This window comes from Aequorivita sublithincola DSM 14238, from assembly GCF_000265385.1.
Classification (GTDB): Bacteria; Bacteroidota; Bacteroidia; order Flavobacteriales; family Flavobacteriaceae; genus Aequorivita; species Aequorivita sublithincola.
Window position 1 is genome coordinate 771667 of sequence record NC_018013.1, and the last position, 15316, is coordinate 786982.

At 35.9% G+C, this 15316-nt stretch carries 18 protein-coding genes; 12 read left to right on the forward strand and 6 right to left on the reverse strand.

The genetic code is table 11. The annotated features are described in order from the left end of the window. Positions 1–49 precede the first annotated feature (49 nt). The 7 genes from AEQSU_RS03725 (at position 50) to AEQSU_RS03755 (ending at position 4990) form a co-directional block, all read left to right on the forward strand. Complete coding sequence (locus AEQSU_RS03725) at positions 50–937, forward strand: heme/hemin ABC transporter substrate-binding protein (protein WP_014781525.1); 888 nt, start codon at positions 50–52, stop codon at positions 935–937. Between the two features lie 61 nt (positions 938–998). Then, positions 999–2033 (forward strand): FecCD family ABC transporter permease, encoded by a 1035-nt coding sequence (locus AEQSU_RS03730; RefSeq protein ID WP_014781526.1) that lies wholly within the window; start codon positions 999–1001, stop codon positions 2031–2033. Positions 2034–2174: 141 nt separating this feature from the next. Next, positions 2175–2951, forward strand: a complete 777-nt coding sequence (locus AEQSU_RS03735; protein ID WP_014781527.1) for a heme ABC transporter ATP-binding protein — start codon at positions 2175–2177, stop codon at positions 2949–2951. A 50-nt stretch (positions 2952–3001) separates the two neighbouring features. Further along, positions 3002–3553: a hypothetical protein gene (locus AEQSU_RS03740; RefSeq protein WP_014781528.1), complete on the forward strand. Its 552-nt coding sequence runs from the start codon at positions 3002–3004 to the stop codon at positions 3551–3553. Positions 3554–3725: 172 nt separating this feature from the next. Beyond that, the gene (locus AEQSU_RS03745; protein WP_014781529.1) at positions 3726–4202 is read left to right on the forward strand and encodes an energy transducer TonB; all 477 of its coding nucleotides are present in this window, start codon (positions 3726–3728) and stop codon (positions 4200–4202) included. Positions 4203–4300: 98 nt separating this feature from the next. Beyond that, positions 4301–4681 carry a DUF1801 domain-containing protein gene (locus tag AEQSU_RS16095; protein WP_014781530.1) on the forward strand — a complete coding sequence of 127 codons (381 nt, stop codon included), beginning with the start codon at positions 4301–4303 and terminating at the stop codon, positions 4679–4681. Between the two features lie 102 nt (positions 4682–4783). Beyond that, on the forward strand, positions 4784–4990 hold the full coding sequence (locus AEQSU_RS03755; protein WP_014781531.1) for a hypervirulence associated TUDOR domain-containing protein: 207 nt from the start codon (positions 4784–4786) through the stop codon (positions 4988–4990). Between the two features lie 3 nt (positions 4991–4993). On the opposite strand, the gene AEQSU_RS03760 is transcribed toward AEQSU_RS03755, so the two are convergent. The 6 genes from AEQSU_RS03760 to AEQSU_RS03785 all read right to left on the reverse strand — a co-directional run bounded on the left by AEQSU_RS03760 (position 4994) and on the right by AEQSU_RS03785 (position 10392). Beyond that, a complete protein-coding gene (locus tag AEQSU_RS03760) occupies positions 4994–5524 on the reverse strand; it encodes a DUF1697 domain-containing protein (protein ID WP_014781532.1) in 531 nt (176 codons plus the stop codon). Position 5525: 1 nt separating this feature from the next. Next, the gene (locus AEQSU_RS03765; protein ID WP_014781533.1) at positions 5526–5795 is read right to left on the reverse strand and encodes a type II toxin-antitoxin system RelE/ParE family toxin; all 270 of its coding nucleotides are present in this window, start codon (positions 5793–5795) and stop codon (positions 5526–5528) included. Further along, the gene (locus tag AEQSU_RS03770) at positions 5779–6030 is read right to left on the reverse strand and encodes a hypothetical protein (protein ID WP_014781534.1); all 252 of its coding nucleotides are present in this window, start codon (positions 6028–6030) and stop codon (positions 5779–5781) included. The genes AEQSU_RS03765 and AEQSU_RS03770 overlap by 17 nt, the downstream gene beginning before the upstream one ends. Positions 6031–6089: 59 nt before the next feature. Then, a complete protein-coding gene (locus AEQSU_RS03775; RefSeq protein WP_014781535.1) occupies positions 6090–7307 on the reverse strand; it encodes a BaiN/RdsA family NAD(P)/FAD-dependent oxidoreductase in 1218 nt (405 codons plus the stop codon). Continuing rightward, positions 7304–8743 carry a pyridoxal phosphate-dependent decarboxylase family protein gene (locus AEQSU_RS03780; protein ID WP_014781536.1) on the reverse strand — a complete coding sequence of 480 codons (1440 nt, stop codon included), beginning with the start codon at positions 8741–8743 and terminating at the stop codon, positions 7304–7306. Before AEQSU_RS03780 ends, AEQSU_RS03775 begins: the two co-directional genes overlap by 4 nt. Before the next feature lie 179 nt (positions 8744–8922). Continuing rightward, positions 8923–10392, reverse strand: a complete 1470-nt coding sequence (locus AEQSU_RS03785; RefSeq protein ID WP_014781537.1) for a T9SS type A sorting domain-containing protein — start codon at positions 10390–10392, stop codon at positions 8923–8925. 100 nt (positions 10393–10492) lie between these two features. On the opposite strand from AEQSU_RS03785, the gene AEQSU_RS03790 reads away from it, so the two are divergent. The 5 genes from AEQSU_RS03790 (at position 10493) to AEQSU_RS03810 (ending at position 15296) form a co-directional block, all read left to right on the forward strand. Continuing rightward, on the forward strand, positions 10493–11527 hold the full coding sequence (locus AEQSU_RS03790) for an endonuclease/exonuclease/phosphatase family protein (protein WP_014781538.1): 1035 nt from the start codon (positions 10493–10495) through the stop codon (positions 11525–11527). Positions 11528–11654: 127 nt separating this feature from the next. Next, positions 11655–12140: a GbsR/MarR family transcriptional regulator gene (locus AEQSU_RS03795; RefSeq protein ID WP_014781539.1), complete on the forward strand. Its 486-nt coding sequence runs from the start codon at positions 11655–11657 to the stop codon at positions 12138–12140. 134 nt (positions 12141–12274) lie between these two features. After that, complete coding sequence (locus AEQSU_RS03800; RefSeq protein ID WP_042492295.1) at positions 12275–13087, forward strand: META domain-containing protein; 813 nt, start codon at positions 12275–12277, stop codon at positions 13085–13087. 27 nt (positions 13088–13114) lie between these two features. Next, positions 13115–13564, forward strand: a complete 450-nt coding sequence (locus tag AEQSU_RS03805; protein WP_014781541.1) for a hypothetical protein — start codon at positions 13115–13117, stop codon at positions 13562–13564. Between the two features lie 4 nt (positions 13565–13568). Next, complete coding sequence (locus AEQSU_RS03810; RefSeq protein WP_014781542.1) at positions 13569–15296, forward strand: amidohydrolase; 1728 nt, start codon at positions 13569–13571, stop codon at positions 15294–15296. The last annotated feature ends 20 nt before the right edge of the window (positions 15297–15316 follow it).

A 15316-nucleotide genomic window follows, 5' to 3' on the forward strand; every position in this document is an offset into this window, starting at 1 on the left:
ATTTCTCCACCGCAAAGTCGCCGAGAACGCAAAGTAATAATCTGTTACTATGAAAAAATCAATCACATTAATACTTGTCACCTTAACCTTCGTTTCCTGCGGAAGATTCGGCAATGAAGATAAAAAGAAAGACCACGAAGAGCGCATCGTGTGCATTTCGAAACAGTACAGCGAAATAATTTATGCACTCGGTGCCGAAGAAGATATTGTGGCAATAGATGTTTCCAGTACTTATCCGCCAGAAATAAAAGATTTACCAACAATTGGTTACCATCGCGCATTGGCTGCGGAACCTATTCTTTCTATGAAACCAACCTTAATTTTGGAAGACAACAACATTGGCCCAGAACATGTAGTTACCCAGTTGAAGGATTTGAAAATACCGATGAAGCAATTCGGGCATTATGAAAATACTATTGCAGGAACGGATTCTTTGATTCGCGAAATGGGTAGCTATTTTCACAAAGAAGAAAAGGCAGAAGAACTCTGCAAAAAGTTGGATGCTGATATGAGCTACGCAAAACAACAAGGCGTTTGGTATGAAAAGAAACCGAAGGTTTTAGTAATCCATTTTGGGCAAGCAAACAATATTTATTTGGTAATGACCAAAAATAGCAACGCCGGAAAAATGATTGAATGGGCTGGTGGTGAAATGGCCGTTGATGGCGAACGCGGAATGACACAATTTTCACCTGAAGTAGTTGCTAAAAGTGATCCAGATATAATCCTGTTAACTGATTTTGGTTACGACCGTTTAGGCTCTACTAATGAAGTGGGAACGCTTCCAGGAATTTCAAGCACTCGTGCTTTTAAAGAGGGAAAAGTATTCCGAGTTGAAGAGCATGATATGGTTTATTTAGGACCTCGAACTGGCGAGAATGTGGTTGAATTGCAGAAGTTGATACATTCTGAAAAGGGATTAGGGATTAGGGATTAGGGATTAGGGATTAGGGATTAGGGATTAGGGAAAATAAATTTTGAAACTTGAATATTAAATTTTGAATAAAATCATCAACAAATATCGTGGAACGTTTCCAATTTTAGTAATCCTCTTGATTGTGGTTACGTTCTTTTCTATCCGGTATGGCGCGGTTGCTATCTCTTTGGAAGAAATAATTTCTTCCTTTAAAAAATACTTTTCCGATCCAGAAAGCATGGATTTAACCGAACGTATTTTTATGGAAATACGTTTACCACGGGCAATTCTCTGCATTTTTGTTGGTGCTAGTTTGGCGGTTGGAGGTACGCTTTTGCAAGCCTTATTTAGAAACCCAATCGTAGAGCCTGGGCTTATTGGCACTTCTTGCGGGGCTGCTTTTGGAGCGGCTTTATATTTTGCTTTGGGCGCAAGTTTTGGTTTCACTGTTGGAAAATGGACGTTGCCTTTAGCGGCTTGTTTGGGAGCTTTATTATCTACGGGTATGGTTTTCTTCCTATCGCAATCGCGCAATAATGGTAAAAGTTCCATTGTGGCTTTGTTACTTACTGGAATCGCAATAAACGCTTTGTTTTTAAGTGGCGTTGGATTTTTAAGTTACATAGCTCGTGACCCGCAAGCACGTTCCATTGTTTTTTGGAATTTGGGAACTTTGAGTGGCGCTAATTGGACTTCCGTTTTAATTGTTGGAATTTCAACTGTGGGAACAATTTTGATTTCGCTTCGTTATGCAAAACATTTAAACGCATTGATGATTGGTGAAGAAGAAGCACAGTTTCTCGGAGTGAATATCAAAAGTTTAAAGTGGAAAGTTTTGCTAATCAATGTAATTATGGTTGCCGTTGCAACCGCATTTGTTGGGGTTATTAGTTTTGTGGGATTGATTGTTCCGCATTTAATGCGAATAATTAACGGAAGCGATAACCGTCATTTAATTAGAAACAGTGCGTTGTTAGGAGGTATACTGCTGTGCGTTGCCGATTTAATTTCGAGAATGGTTTTACGACCTGCGGAACTTCCAATTGGGATTGTAACTTCGGTTGTGGGTGTACCAATTTTTATCTTTTTGTTGCAACGGAAAAACTACTTTTTTTAAAATGACATAGGACGGTAGGACTTAAGATGTAGGACAAAAACAAAATTTAATTCAAAAGAAATTTATGAAAAAAGTAATTTTCATCTCATTAACCACATTAGTCTTATGTCTTACGTCAATTAGTCCTAAGTCTCTTCAGATATGATACAAGCAAACAACATAACATTCAAAATTGGAAAAAAAACTATTCTAAAAGATATTTCGATAAACTTTGAACCTGGCAAAATAAACCTCATTCTCGGGCCCAATGGGGCAGGAAAATCTACGCTTGTAAAGGTTATTTGCAACCAATTGAAACCTCAAGACGGAATGGTTTTTTATGAAGGAATTGACATTAAAAACACTTCTGTAGCAGAACTGGCCAAAGTGCGCGCTGTACTTTCACAAAATACCGAGCTTGCTTTTCCTTTAAAAGTAAAAGAAGTGGTAACAATGGGACGTTACCCACATTTTTCAGTAAATCCAACTTCAAAAGACGAACAGGCAATACAAGAAGCAATGCAGTTTTTTGATGTGGAAGAAATGGCAGATCGAGATTATCTAACCTTAAGCGGTGGCGAAAAACAACGTGTTCACTTTGCGCGTGTGGTTTCGCAAATATGGTATCCTTCAGAAAATGGTTGCCGATATTTAATTTTGGACGAGCCACTTACTTTTCTGGATGTGCATTATCAATTTCAGTTTATGCATAAATTGAGTGAGCTTCTAAAGCAACAAGACTTGGTAATTGTTGGCGTAGTGCACGATCTTAACCTCGCCGCCAAATTCGCAGACCATCTAGTATTGCTTAACAATGGCGAACTTTTAGCATCTGGCACCAAAGAAGAAGTACTCAACAAAGAAAACATGAAAACCGCCTACCGTTTGGAGCCTGTGATCCATAATGATGAGCGTGGGATGTATTTGTTTTTTGAGTAAATGCGAAATAATTTTGTAGTTTTAGTCCTAGAAATTAAATCAAGCAATAAATGACTTCTGAAGAATTCAGAAATTCAATAAAAAGAGGAAGACTTCAACTAAGTATTACTGATATGTTTAGTTATTTCCGAATTTCACTTCTGCTTTTCATTATTTCAATCTTCTGTTTAACTACTGGATTTCAAAGTTTAACAAGTGCTTTTTATGAAGACCAGCCTCTTGGCATTATTGGAGGGACTTTTCTTTTGATAACAATCATTCATTATTATTTTTTAAATCGTCAGCTTAAAATAAGAAGTGTTTCAACAACAGTTTCAAAAGAAGAATTTCAGCAAAAAATAAATAAACTTGCCAAAGAACAACATTGGAAGACTACAACGATTTCGGAAAATTTCATGGAAGCTACCTTAAAAAGAAATGGTATGAATTCTCGTTCATTTTTAGATAGAAGTTGTGGAGAAAGAATTTATATTTATAAAGACACCCAAACCCTCTATTTCAAAAGCATGTTTGATTTAGATCAAAATATAGAATTCACCATTTCTTCCGGAGAAAATCAATTGAATGAAAAAATAATAAAGAGTACTTTTCAATCTTCATAATAAAAAAGCTCCCAAGACACGATGGCTCAGAAGCCTTTTCTCTCACATTTATAAAACCTAAAACTACTCCTCAATAGTCAGATTATAATGTCATCGGGAAAGGGTTTAATATGCCATCAATGATTTGGGAAGAAATTTTGTAGTTTTAAACTTTCGATAAATGAAATCTTAAATGAAAACCAAAATCACCATCCTGTTTGCTATACTTTTTATCAGTTTTAGTTTTTCGCAAACTACGGAAATAGATAAGCCTAACGAAAATAGTGTAGATGTAAAATCTCCACAATCAGAACCAATGGGTTATAACCGCGTTGAAGTTCCACCTCTCGCACCAAACTGCAAAGCGAAATGGAAGTCGGAAAAAAAACAAAAATGTACCCGAGAATTCATCAATAACTACATTAACCGAAAATTAAATACTGATCTTGTTTCAGAATTAGGCTTAACTGGTATTTTTGAAATAGACATTGCATTTACAATAGATAAAGAGGGAAAAACAAAAAATATAAGTGCAACAGGAGGCCCAGAAATAATGAATCAAAATGCTGTAGAAATAATCCAAACGCTTCCGCAACTTAGCCCAGCGATGCACAATGGCGAATTGGTTGAGGTTTTTTATAAAGTGCCGATTGCTTTTAGTATTCTGTAAAAAAATTATTTTGATTTTAGGAATTATATGCGACATTTCGCGTGTGGGCATTTTAGCGTATATTATCAATAATTGGTTTAAACTATAGATTTAGGAAAATGAAAAGTACCGATGTATTTGAACTAGTAATCCAGGATTTTTCTGAAGAAATTAAAAACATAGCACGAGAAATCCGAAACCTTGTTTACAAAGTGTTTCCCGAAGCTGTTGAAGTGGTTTGGATCACACAAAAAAATATTGGCTTTGGTACCGGGTCTAAGAAAAAAACCGAGCATTTTTGTTGGTTGATGCCTGCAACTAATCACGTAACCTTCGGGTTTAATTATGGTGCGGAACTTCCCGATCCGAAGAACTTACTGGAAGGAACTGGAAAATTGTTTCGACATTGCAAGATTAAATCTATTGCAGCGCTAGACAATCCAGATTTGATTAAGCTTTTGAAATACGCAACAACCTATCGCGTGCCGACCAATAAATAATTATGAGGTCTTCTGATGTAGTTCACTCCTCAAAATTTCAAAATCGCCAATCAATTTCGCACATTGGGATTGAATGAAAAACTAATTTAAAATGTATTAATTATGAAAGATTACAAAGTAGGAGACCATGTAAAATGGAACTCAGAGGCGGGACACGTTTCGGGGAAAATTATAAAAGTGCATCATTTAGATTTTAAATACAAAGGCTACACCCATCACGCTAGCAAAGACGACCCGCAATACGAAATTAAAAGCGACAAGACAGACCATATAGCTGCGCACAAAGGATCCGCGCTTTCCCAGGTTTAATGTTTATAAATTATATGCAAGTTTCAGGAGCTTCTGCAAGGTTCTATAATTCCGAGTAGTAGCCACAACTTTCAACTTTTTTTCAATGCAATTATTATTGCATTTTGCTTCGTGATATCTTTTTTCAGAAAAGAAATACACGCAGGTTTCAGTGATAACAAATTCTTCGTTTGGATAAACTAAGCCACTTACTTCTTCAACTAAATCTTTTGAAGGCGTTTCATTTAGAAATGTAAAATAAGAAGCTATCTTCTTTTCTTCCGAAAATGGACAGATGGCAAGAATTGCTTCAATTTCGGGAAGTGTTTTTACAAGGACAGGAATTTCGAAACCAAAGCGTAAAAGAATTGCCTTAGAGATTTTTTCGGCTAATTTCATTTCAGCTTTAGCAGAAAAAATCACATTTCCACTCTGAATGTAAGTAGATACATTTGTAAGCCCCAACTCCTCAAAAAGAAGTTTGAGGTTTGCCATTTTAATCTTTTTATGGCCGCCAACATTTATGCCACGAAGTAGGGCTATGTAGGTTTGCATTTTAATAGTTTTGACTTTGGTTAAGGATATGTAAGATTATAATCTGCTCCTTATTAACGATATAATGGATAGTATAATCAAATTGTCCAAACTTCACAATGCGAACATCTCGATATCGAATCTGAAAACCATAAGGCATTTGCAAAATAAGACGCAATTGATGGAGAAAATTATCCAAAAACTCATCTTCTTTTCCTAAAAACTCAAAAAAACATTTCGCTTTGTGAAGTTCCAACTTAGCCTCGTCCGTGATATCATAGTTTTCTTCCATACTGCTTTAAAATTTCTGAAAGCGGTGTAGTTTTTAGTGTTCCCTTTTTCATTCTATCAATCATATTATCCATCATAGCTTTGTATTCCTCAGAAGGTTCACTAAAATTCAACGCAGTATCCTCAATCATAAATTCAAGATAATTTTTTAAGGAACGTTTTTGAAGTTTTGCCTGTTTTTCAAGTATTTCAATAGCTTTATTATCCAGCTCAATCAATTTTTTAGTCTTTCCCATTATATATAGATTTTATATATCAAATATATACAATTGATATATAAAAAACAATACCGTAATTAGAGATTTTGCGAAACGATAAATCCGCCAGTCCAAGCATTCTGAAAGTTGAATCCACCTGTAATAGCATCTATATTAAGCACTTCACCAGCAAAATATAGATTTTTACAGATGCGACTTTCGAAGGATTTGAAGTTTATTTCCTTTAAATCTACACCGCCAGCGGTTACAAATTCTTCCTTAAAAGTGCTTTTACCATTGACTTCAAAAATGCTTGCGGTAAGTTGATTTGCTATATTTTGAAGATTTTCGCGTGTGGCTTCTGCCCAAGTGAGTCGTTCATCAATTCCCGAAGCTTTAATGATGCTTTGCCAAAGGCGTTTAGGTAAATCAAACTGCGCATATTTAAAAATGGTCTGCTTTCCTTGTAATACTTTCAAATCCTTTAAAGCATCGATGGTTTCTTCTTCGGAAAGCGTATTCAGCCAATTTACTTCAATATTGAAATGATATTTTAATGGTTCTAAAACTCGTGCTCCCCAAGCGGAAAGTTTCAGAATTGCAGGGCCACTCATTCCCCAATGGGTAATAAGTAATGGACCGTTACTTTCCAGCATTATTTTCCCTTTTGCATCTAATACTTTCACGGAAGCATCGGTGCTTAATCCAGGCAAATCTACAATCCTTCCATCCTTAATATTAAAAGTGAAAAGTGACGGTACGGCTGGAACAACAGTATGCCCCAAACCTTCCAGCAATTGCCAAATCTTTGGATTACTTCCCGTGGCAACCACAATTTTTTTTGCTGAAAAAGTATCTGAAGTAGTATTTATTGTGAAATGATCCGCCTCTTTTTGAATTGTTTTTACAGATTGATTAAGAAGAACCTCAACCCCAAATTTTTTCGCTTCGGAAAGAAAACAATTTATAATAGTTTGCGAAGAATCCGTTACTGGAAACATCCTTCCGTCTTCTTCAATTTTTAATTCCACTCCCCTTTTTTCAAACCATTCAATAGTATCGCCCGTCATAAAAGTGTGGAAAGGTCCTAAAAGTTCTTTTTCACCTCTTGGATAGTTTTGTGATAATTCCTTCGGAAGAAACTCGGCGTGGGTTACATTGCATCTTCCGCCACCACTTACTTTTACTTTAGTGAGTACCTCTTTTCCGCGTTCTAGAATTATTATTTTATGTTCGGGATTCTTTTCCGCAGCATTTATTGCCGTGAAAAAACCCGCAGCACCACCGCCTATTATTATAACATCTGCTTGTTTCAAGCCAGGACTTTTTCATTTGCAAAAGATTCGCAAAGAGCGATGGTTTCTTTTACGTCATCTAGTGTAGTTCGTGGATTTATCAAACACATTCGCAATACAATTTGTCTGTTAAGCACTGTGGTTACTAATAAAGCCTTTTTTGAATCAACTACATTTTGTGAAATTCGTTGGTTTAAAGCATCTAATTGTTTCTCTGAAAGTTTGTTGCCAATTGGATTATATCGAAAGTTAATTACCGCTAAAGTTGCTGGCGAAATAACTTCCCAATTAGAACTTTTTCGAAGAAAGCTTTCCGTTGCTTCAGCTAATTTCACATTGTAGGTAATTGCTTTTCTGAATTCGCCCAATCCGAACGTCTTTACAGACATATAAAACTTTAGGGCTCTAAAACGACGCGTTAATTCAATACCGTGATCGTAGAAATTTATTTCAGATTCATTGCCTTCAATGTCGCGTAAATATTCAGGTTTTTCGGTGAAAGTTCCTTTTAGCCATTTGTGCTTTTTCACCAAAAGACAACCAATTTCATAAGGTTGAAAAAACCATTTATGTGGATCGATGGTTAACGAATCTGCCTTTTCAATTCCTTTCATAAGTTGTTTTCCATCTTCAGAAAGGATTGCAAATCCCCCATAAGCGCCATCAATATGAAACCAAATGTCTTCTTTTTTACAGATTTTTGCAATGTCTGAAAGTGGATCGACGGTTCCAGTATTAGTAGTTCCGGCAGTTGCGATTAAGCAAAATGGCTGTAAACCTTCCAATCTATCTTTTGCAATTGCGTTCTTTAATTTATTTAGTGAAAATTTGAATTCGCCGTCTGTAGGGATAATTCGGATTTGTTCTTTACTAAAACCAAGTACCCGAATTGCCTTAATATTTGAAGAATGCGCCTGATCTGAAAGATAGATTATGGCTTTGCTAAAATCGTCACCACATTTTACGGTACGTGCGGTAACCAAAGCAGTTAAATTTGCCATAGAACCGCCACTCGTAAATATTCCACCACCTTTTTTCTGTGGAAAACCGAACATTTTTAAAAGCCAGTTCATCGTCACGATTTCCATTTCTGCAGCAGCTGGCGAAGCTTGCCATCCGCCAGAGAATATATTGAAGCCAGCCGTTAGGCTATCTGCCATTGCACTAATATAATTACTAGGTCCAGGAACGAAGGAATATGACTTTGGGTGCGAAACGATGTTGCTTTTAGTCATCACTTCATCCAAAACGAAGTTTAAAACCTTTTTAGGATCGCTTGCATTTTCGGGAGCTTCTTCTAGAAAAAGTTTCTCCATTTCTCCGCGCGTACCCGAAACTACTGGCAATTTTTGATTTTGGGTTGAAAAGTGATCTACAATAGCGTCAACTACTTCATAACCATAGGATTTCATTTCGTCATGGCTCAATTCCAAGGTTGCTTTATTCTGAATTTTCACGGGGCTGTTTTTATTTTTTTGGGAAGTGCAAAAGTACTGTTTTAGGGAAGGAAATTCAGACTTTATACCAATAAAAAATGCCTTAGCAAAAGCTAAGGCATTTTGAAGTTAAAGTTATTATTGACTAATTTCTTTTATACGCAAAAAAGTCTTCGACTGCGCTCAGACTGAAATCGTAATTATTCCACAATTATTTTCTTCGTAACAGCTATCGCGTCATTGCTAAAATTCACAAAATATAAACCTGACGGAAGATTGATTGATAGCGTTTGTTGTCCTTCAGAAATTACTTTGGTAGCAATCAAATTACCCTGAATTCCGTAAATTTCAACTTTTTCAAAAGAAAAGATATTATTGAAATTGATTTCGTTTTTTACGGGGTTTGGATAGAAACTGAAGTTTTCAACTACATTTTCATCAATACCAATAATTCCACATTCAAAAGGATCAAAAGTTACTTCGCCTAAAGTTGGATCATCTACGCTGTGAAAAATAACATCTTCCACTTGTTGCTCGGTGCTTTGTTGACCTTCAATCCAGCAGTTATGTTTTGCGGAAACTGGGTTTTGCGTGTTGTTGTAAAGTGCATAAGTTATGCCTCCGTTTTCATTTTCAGAAAATATGTTTTCGCCTGTATTGTTAACGTCATCTCCAAGATTTATGGTGGCCGAATCTTGCAAGGTTATTCCCCACAGGTTTCGGCGAATTTGATTTGCAGTAACAATAACATCCTCGCTAACAGAGGCACTGTTTAGGTTAATACCGCTTCCACCAAGGTTCGGATCGCCTTGGATGTTGTTGTCTTCGATTATATTATTTGTGATTTCAGCTGAATTATTTATCCCAAGAAGCGTGATTCCATAGCGATTGCCACGAATAATATTGTTGTCTATAACCACATTAACATCACCACCCACAAAATTGGCAATGGCAATCCCTCCTGCTTGATCCAAAGCAGGGTCGCCGATAATTGAATTTTGAATTATTTGCAACGGCTCATTTGCCAAAGTTGTACCCATATTTATCTGCGGACGGTTTTTGTTCGCTTTGTTATTCCCTTCAATCATATTGTTGAAAATATAAGCAGACACAGCAGCATTTGCAGCAGAACCGATTGCAGGATTTTCGTTGAAAGAAATTGTGTTGTTTGTAATCTGTGGCATTCCGCGCGAAAGTTGAATAACCGCACTTGTTGTTGTGCCAGAAACATTATTAGTAAGGGTACAGTTGTCTATTGAAAAGGTTTCTGTCAAAACTCTCAATCCACCGCCATATTGAATAGTCGCGTTTTGAATATTTATAGTTGAAAATTCTTCAAAACGAAACCCATCGTAAGGCGCGTTTATGTTTAAAGCAGTAATAGTAACCGCATTGGAATTTACCGTAAATGTTCCGGAAACAGTTATTCTTTTATCTGCGTCAATGGATAGCGTAAGATCTGAATTAATAATAACTGTATCGTTTTCTGCAACAGTCAAATTTCCCAAAAGGGTATAATCATTTCCCGAAATTGTAATGGTTGCTGGGCTTGCTGCTGCAATGTCATCCAATGTCCAGGTTACTCCTGTATTTGGGGTTGTGTAATCCTGCGCAATTGCAAAAGCGCAAGTTAATAGAGTTAAAAAAGCACTAAGAATAATTTTTTTCATGGTTTGTTTTTTTTTGAAGTGGTAAAAGTAGGAATATGTAGTTTGGCAAAAAAGCTATTTAAGTGGTTTTACATCTTTCCAAAAGAACTAACTTTGAAAAATGATTTTATACATTCTGATAATTTTTTTTATCTTCAGTTCCTTTTTCCCAGCTACTGGCAATCCACATTGGTTTTTTAGAACTGCGGATTTTGTTCGGCTTCAAACGTTGTTTATTCAACTTATTTTACTTGGATTGTTTCTGTATTTCGAAATAACTTTCACAGCTTTCAGCTGGATTTTACTTTTCGCATTGATTGCAACTATGCTTTATCAACTATACAAAGTATTTCCTTATAGTTCGCTGTTCCCAAGAAGGAGGTCGCACGATGCGAGTGATGGCCACGTATCCATTTTGGCGGGAAATGTGCTGCAGACCAATTCGTGCTATCCAGATTTTCTAGATGAAGTAAAACGTTTTGATCCAGATTTAGTGCTTACAATGGAATCTAACCAGGATTGGGAAAACTGTCTTTCGGCCATTGAAAGCGATTATCCTTTCAGCGTAAAAGCACCTTTGGAAAACTTTTATGGCATGCATCTTTATTCGAAAAAAGAATTGATAAATGTTGAAGTGAAGTATCAAATTGAAGACGACAAACCTTCTATTTTTTTTGAATATGCAACGGAGGGCAATCCTTCAATTTTCTTTTGTTGCCTTCATCCTGCGCCACCAAGCCCAACGGAAAATGAAACTTCAAAAGAGCGTGATGCTGAGCTAATGCTTACTGGAAAAAGAATTCGCGATCTGGATAAACCCACTGTGGTGTGTGGCGATATGAATGATGTGGTTTGGAGCCGAACCACACGACTTTTCAAAAAAATGACGGGAATGATTGATCCACGTGTTGGCAGAGGCTTCTTTTCAACCTTTCACGCCGAATATTTCTTTTTACGTTTTCCTTTAGATCATCTTTTTCATACGCGCGATTTGTATGTTGAAAAAATGGTTCGTTCCAAAAACTTCGGAAGCGACCATTTTGCGATGTATTATGAAATTCATCATAAAAAAAAAGTCTCAACCCCAAAGAACCCGAAACTCAATGGTGAGGACAGAGAAGAAATCGAAGAATTGATTATAGAAGGTAAGGGATAGAATTTATTTAGGATCAGAAATTCAAAAAGTTAATATATTTCTAATATTAACATAGATTTATTCACTTTTGGTTCGTTAACATGCGAACTAAATGTAATTTAGCGTTTCCGAAAAAAATAAATTATTTATGTCTCAACAAAATGAACAAATTCAGCTTATAGAGCGAATAGGTATGGGTATTGAAGAACGGCTTAGGCTTTCGCCATTGGCCTCAAGAATCTATACACTTTTAATTCTGTCATCTTACGAAGGTCTCACTTTTGACGAAATAAGAGAAAAGGTAAAGGCCAGTAAGAGTGCAACTTCTGTAAATATTAATTTACTTTTACAATTAGACTATGTTGCTTCTTATACAAAACCAGGCGATCGTAAGCGTTATTTCAAGCTTGCCAAAGATTCTCAAGTAATTTCATTAGAAGCAGAACTTCAAAGAATAGATATAGAAATGGGAATGGTAGCCGAAATAAATACTTACAATAAGAAATACCATCCTGAAAAGTTTGTTGATGAAAAAACATTAGGAAATATCGTTCAAGAATATCTAGTTGAAAAACAAAAGCTTCTAGAAGCCATCATTATAAGAATGAAACATTTTCGCGAGAGCGAGAAATAATAAGCTCCGCAACTTCCTTAAATACTGAATATTAAAGATTAACAATACTTTAATATAATTTAGTTCGTTTAGTTACGAACTAAATATACTTTTGTGATCTAATTTAGAATATACTAATATTTAAGATGGATAAAATGAGAAAACAAATAATGACATTGACGATAATTGCACTAGCAATGGTAGGCTGTAATAGCGCTAAGAATACAACAAGCCCAACAAATGAAAATAATTTGGAAGGTACAAGTGAGATTACACAGTCCACTTGGGAACTAATTACGTTACAAGGACAACCAATTGACCAAAATAGTACAGACAAGAAAATTAATTTTCAACTTAATGAAATTGATAAGGCAATTACTGGATTTTCAGGATGTAATACCTTCCGTGGAAATTATTCTCTTGAAAGTGGAAATAGAATCTCTTTTACACAACTAGCAAGTACCAGAATGGCTTGTCCAGATGCATTAATTAATGAAAGTGAATTTATGAATGCACTTGGAAAAGCAGATAATTATTCAATTGAAGACGGATTCTTATCACTAAACAAAACTGGAGAAGCACCACTAACAGTTTTCAAAAAAGTTACTTCTGAAAACCTGATAAAAGAAAAATACTGGAAACTCAAAACTTTAGAAGGTAAAAGCGTAGCAATGGCAGACAATCAAGAACGGGAAATTTTCTTCACATTAAAAAATGATAATAGAGTGAATGGCTTTGCAGGATGTAATAACATAAGTGGAGAATACACTATTGAAAAAGGAAATAGAATTCGTTTTAAAAATATGGCTACAACTTTAAGAGCTTGTCCAGATGTTGATGTTAACGAGTCAGAATTACTCAACGTTTTTAATACAGCGGATAACTATACAATAAATGGCGACGTACTCAACCTAAATGTAGGTAGAAGAGCACCATTGGCAGTTTTTGAGGCTGTGTATATGCAGTAAAAATTTCTAACTAATCCAATAATTAAGATGAAAGATGCAATTTTAAAAGGCGCAATGATAACAGGTATTATTAATGGTATCATAAACGGTGGAATTCAGTATTTTTTCTTGAAGGATATGGATTCAATTCCTATTTCGGTAGATTCAATAAGCAATGGTGATGTAACTGTTTTAGGTACGGCAGTTATGCTAGCAATTACATTAGCAATGATTCTTACTTTGGTTGCATACTTCGGAATTAAGGAGAAAAAAGCACCTTTTTTTCCGACCACATTATGGTTAACTATTAAACACGGTTTTTTCACTTTTGGTGTCTTAACATCATTAGCAGTTTTATGGCAAAGATATATGGGTACAGTTGAAGTATCGTTGACTGCTGCATTACTGATCATAGGAATTATTGCCGGAATTGTTTCTGGAATCGTGAATTATCTTACCTTAAAAGAAAGTATTCTAATAATAGAACTTGAAAACTAGTCATATGAAATACACTTTATACATAGTAATAGCAGTAGCTTTTTTTTACAGTTGTAAAAACGAATCTACCTCAAAATCTGTCGATACAACGTCGGAAGCTTCTTCGCAGTTATATTTCAATGGAGACATCATTACAATGAATTCTGATACACCAGAATACGTTGAAGCTGTGGTTGAACAAAAAGGTAAGATTGTTTTCATCGGAAGTAAAAAAGATGCCGAAGCAAAATATCCCGAAGCTGAAAAAGTCGACTTAAAGGGTAAAACATTATTGCCTGGTTTCATCGACCCTCACAGTCATTTTGGAATGGTGTCTAATTCTATGGGGCAAGTTGATTTGAACCCAGAACCAGTTGGAACTGTAACAAATATTCCAGATATCGCCAAAAGAATAAAAGCCTACAAAACGGACAATAACATACCCGATGGCGAATGGATTTTTGGTTGGGGCTATGACGATGGTCAATTAAAAGAACAGCGCCATCCTACTAAAAGTGAAATAGATGCGGTTTTACCTAACAATCCAGTCTATCTGCAACATACAAGTGGACATATGGGAGTAGCAAACTCAATGGCGCTTAAGAAAATGAATGTTACAGCAGAAACACCAAATCCTGATGGTGGTAATATTGAAAGAATGCCAAACTCTAAAGAACCAAACGGCTTAGTACAAGAAACCGCAATGTATCCTTTTGTGGGGAATATGCTTCAAATTCTGGGGAAAGAACAATCTAAATATTTTGATGCCACACAAGAATACTATGCATCTAACGGAATTACTACCGCTCAAGATGGAATGACCGATCGCAACACTATTAAATTTTTCCAATCCCAAGCAGATGCTGGAAAATTGAAGATAGATTTAATGGCATTAGGTGGAAATAACGATTTAAAAGCAAATTTAAAGGACAGCACAATTCATTTTAAAACCTACAAAAACCATTTTAAAGTGCAAGGGACGAAAATAGTTGCAGATGGTTCGCCACAAGGTAAAACTGCATTTTTTACAGAACCATTTTTAACCGAAGTTCCAGGATGTACTCACGATTGTAGAGGTTTGCCAAGTCTAACCAAAGAAACATTAAATGAGCTATTTGTTACGGCGTATGCTGACGATAATCAACTCTTTATTCACAGCAATGGCGATGCAACCATTGATATGGTCATAGCCGCACACGAAAATGCTTGTAAAAAATTAGGGCAATCGCTGGACAAAGATCGAAGAACAATTGTAATTCACTCGCAATTCGTCCGTCCTGACCAATTGGAAATCTTCAAAAAATACAATATGGAACCTTCCTTTTTTACCAATCACGCCTTCTTTTGGGGCGATGAGCACGTTAAGAATTTAGGAAAAGAACGTGCTGATTTTTTAAGCCCAATGGCAAGTGCGATACGCATAGGTCTAAAACCAACAAACCACTCTGATGCCACAGTAACACCGGTGAATCCTTTATTTACAATATGGTCTGCTGTAAACCGCGTCTCTCGTTCTGGAGCTACTATTGGAGAAAGCGAAAAAATTACACCTTATCAAGCGTTGCAAGCCATTACCACTAATGCAGCCTACGAGTTTTTTGAAGAAGATTCAAAAGGAAGTTTATTGGAAGGGAAGTTGGCGGATTTTGTGATTCTAGAAAAGAATCCATTGAAGGTTGATGCAATGACTATTAAAGATATTCAAGTGCTGGAAACCATTAAAGAAGGTAAAACAGTATTTAAAAAACAATAAATAATAATTTAAAAATAACA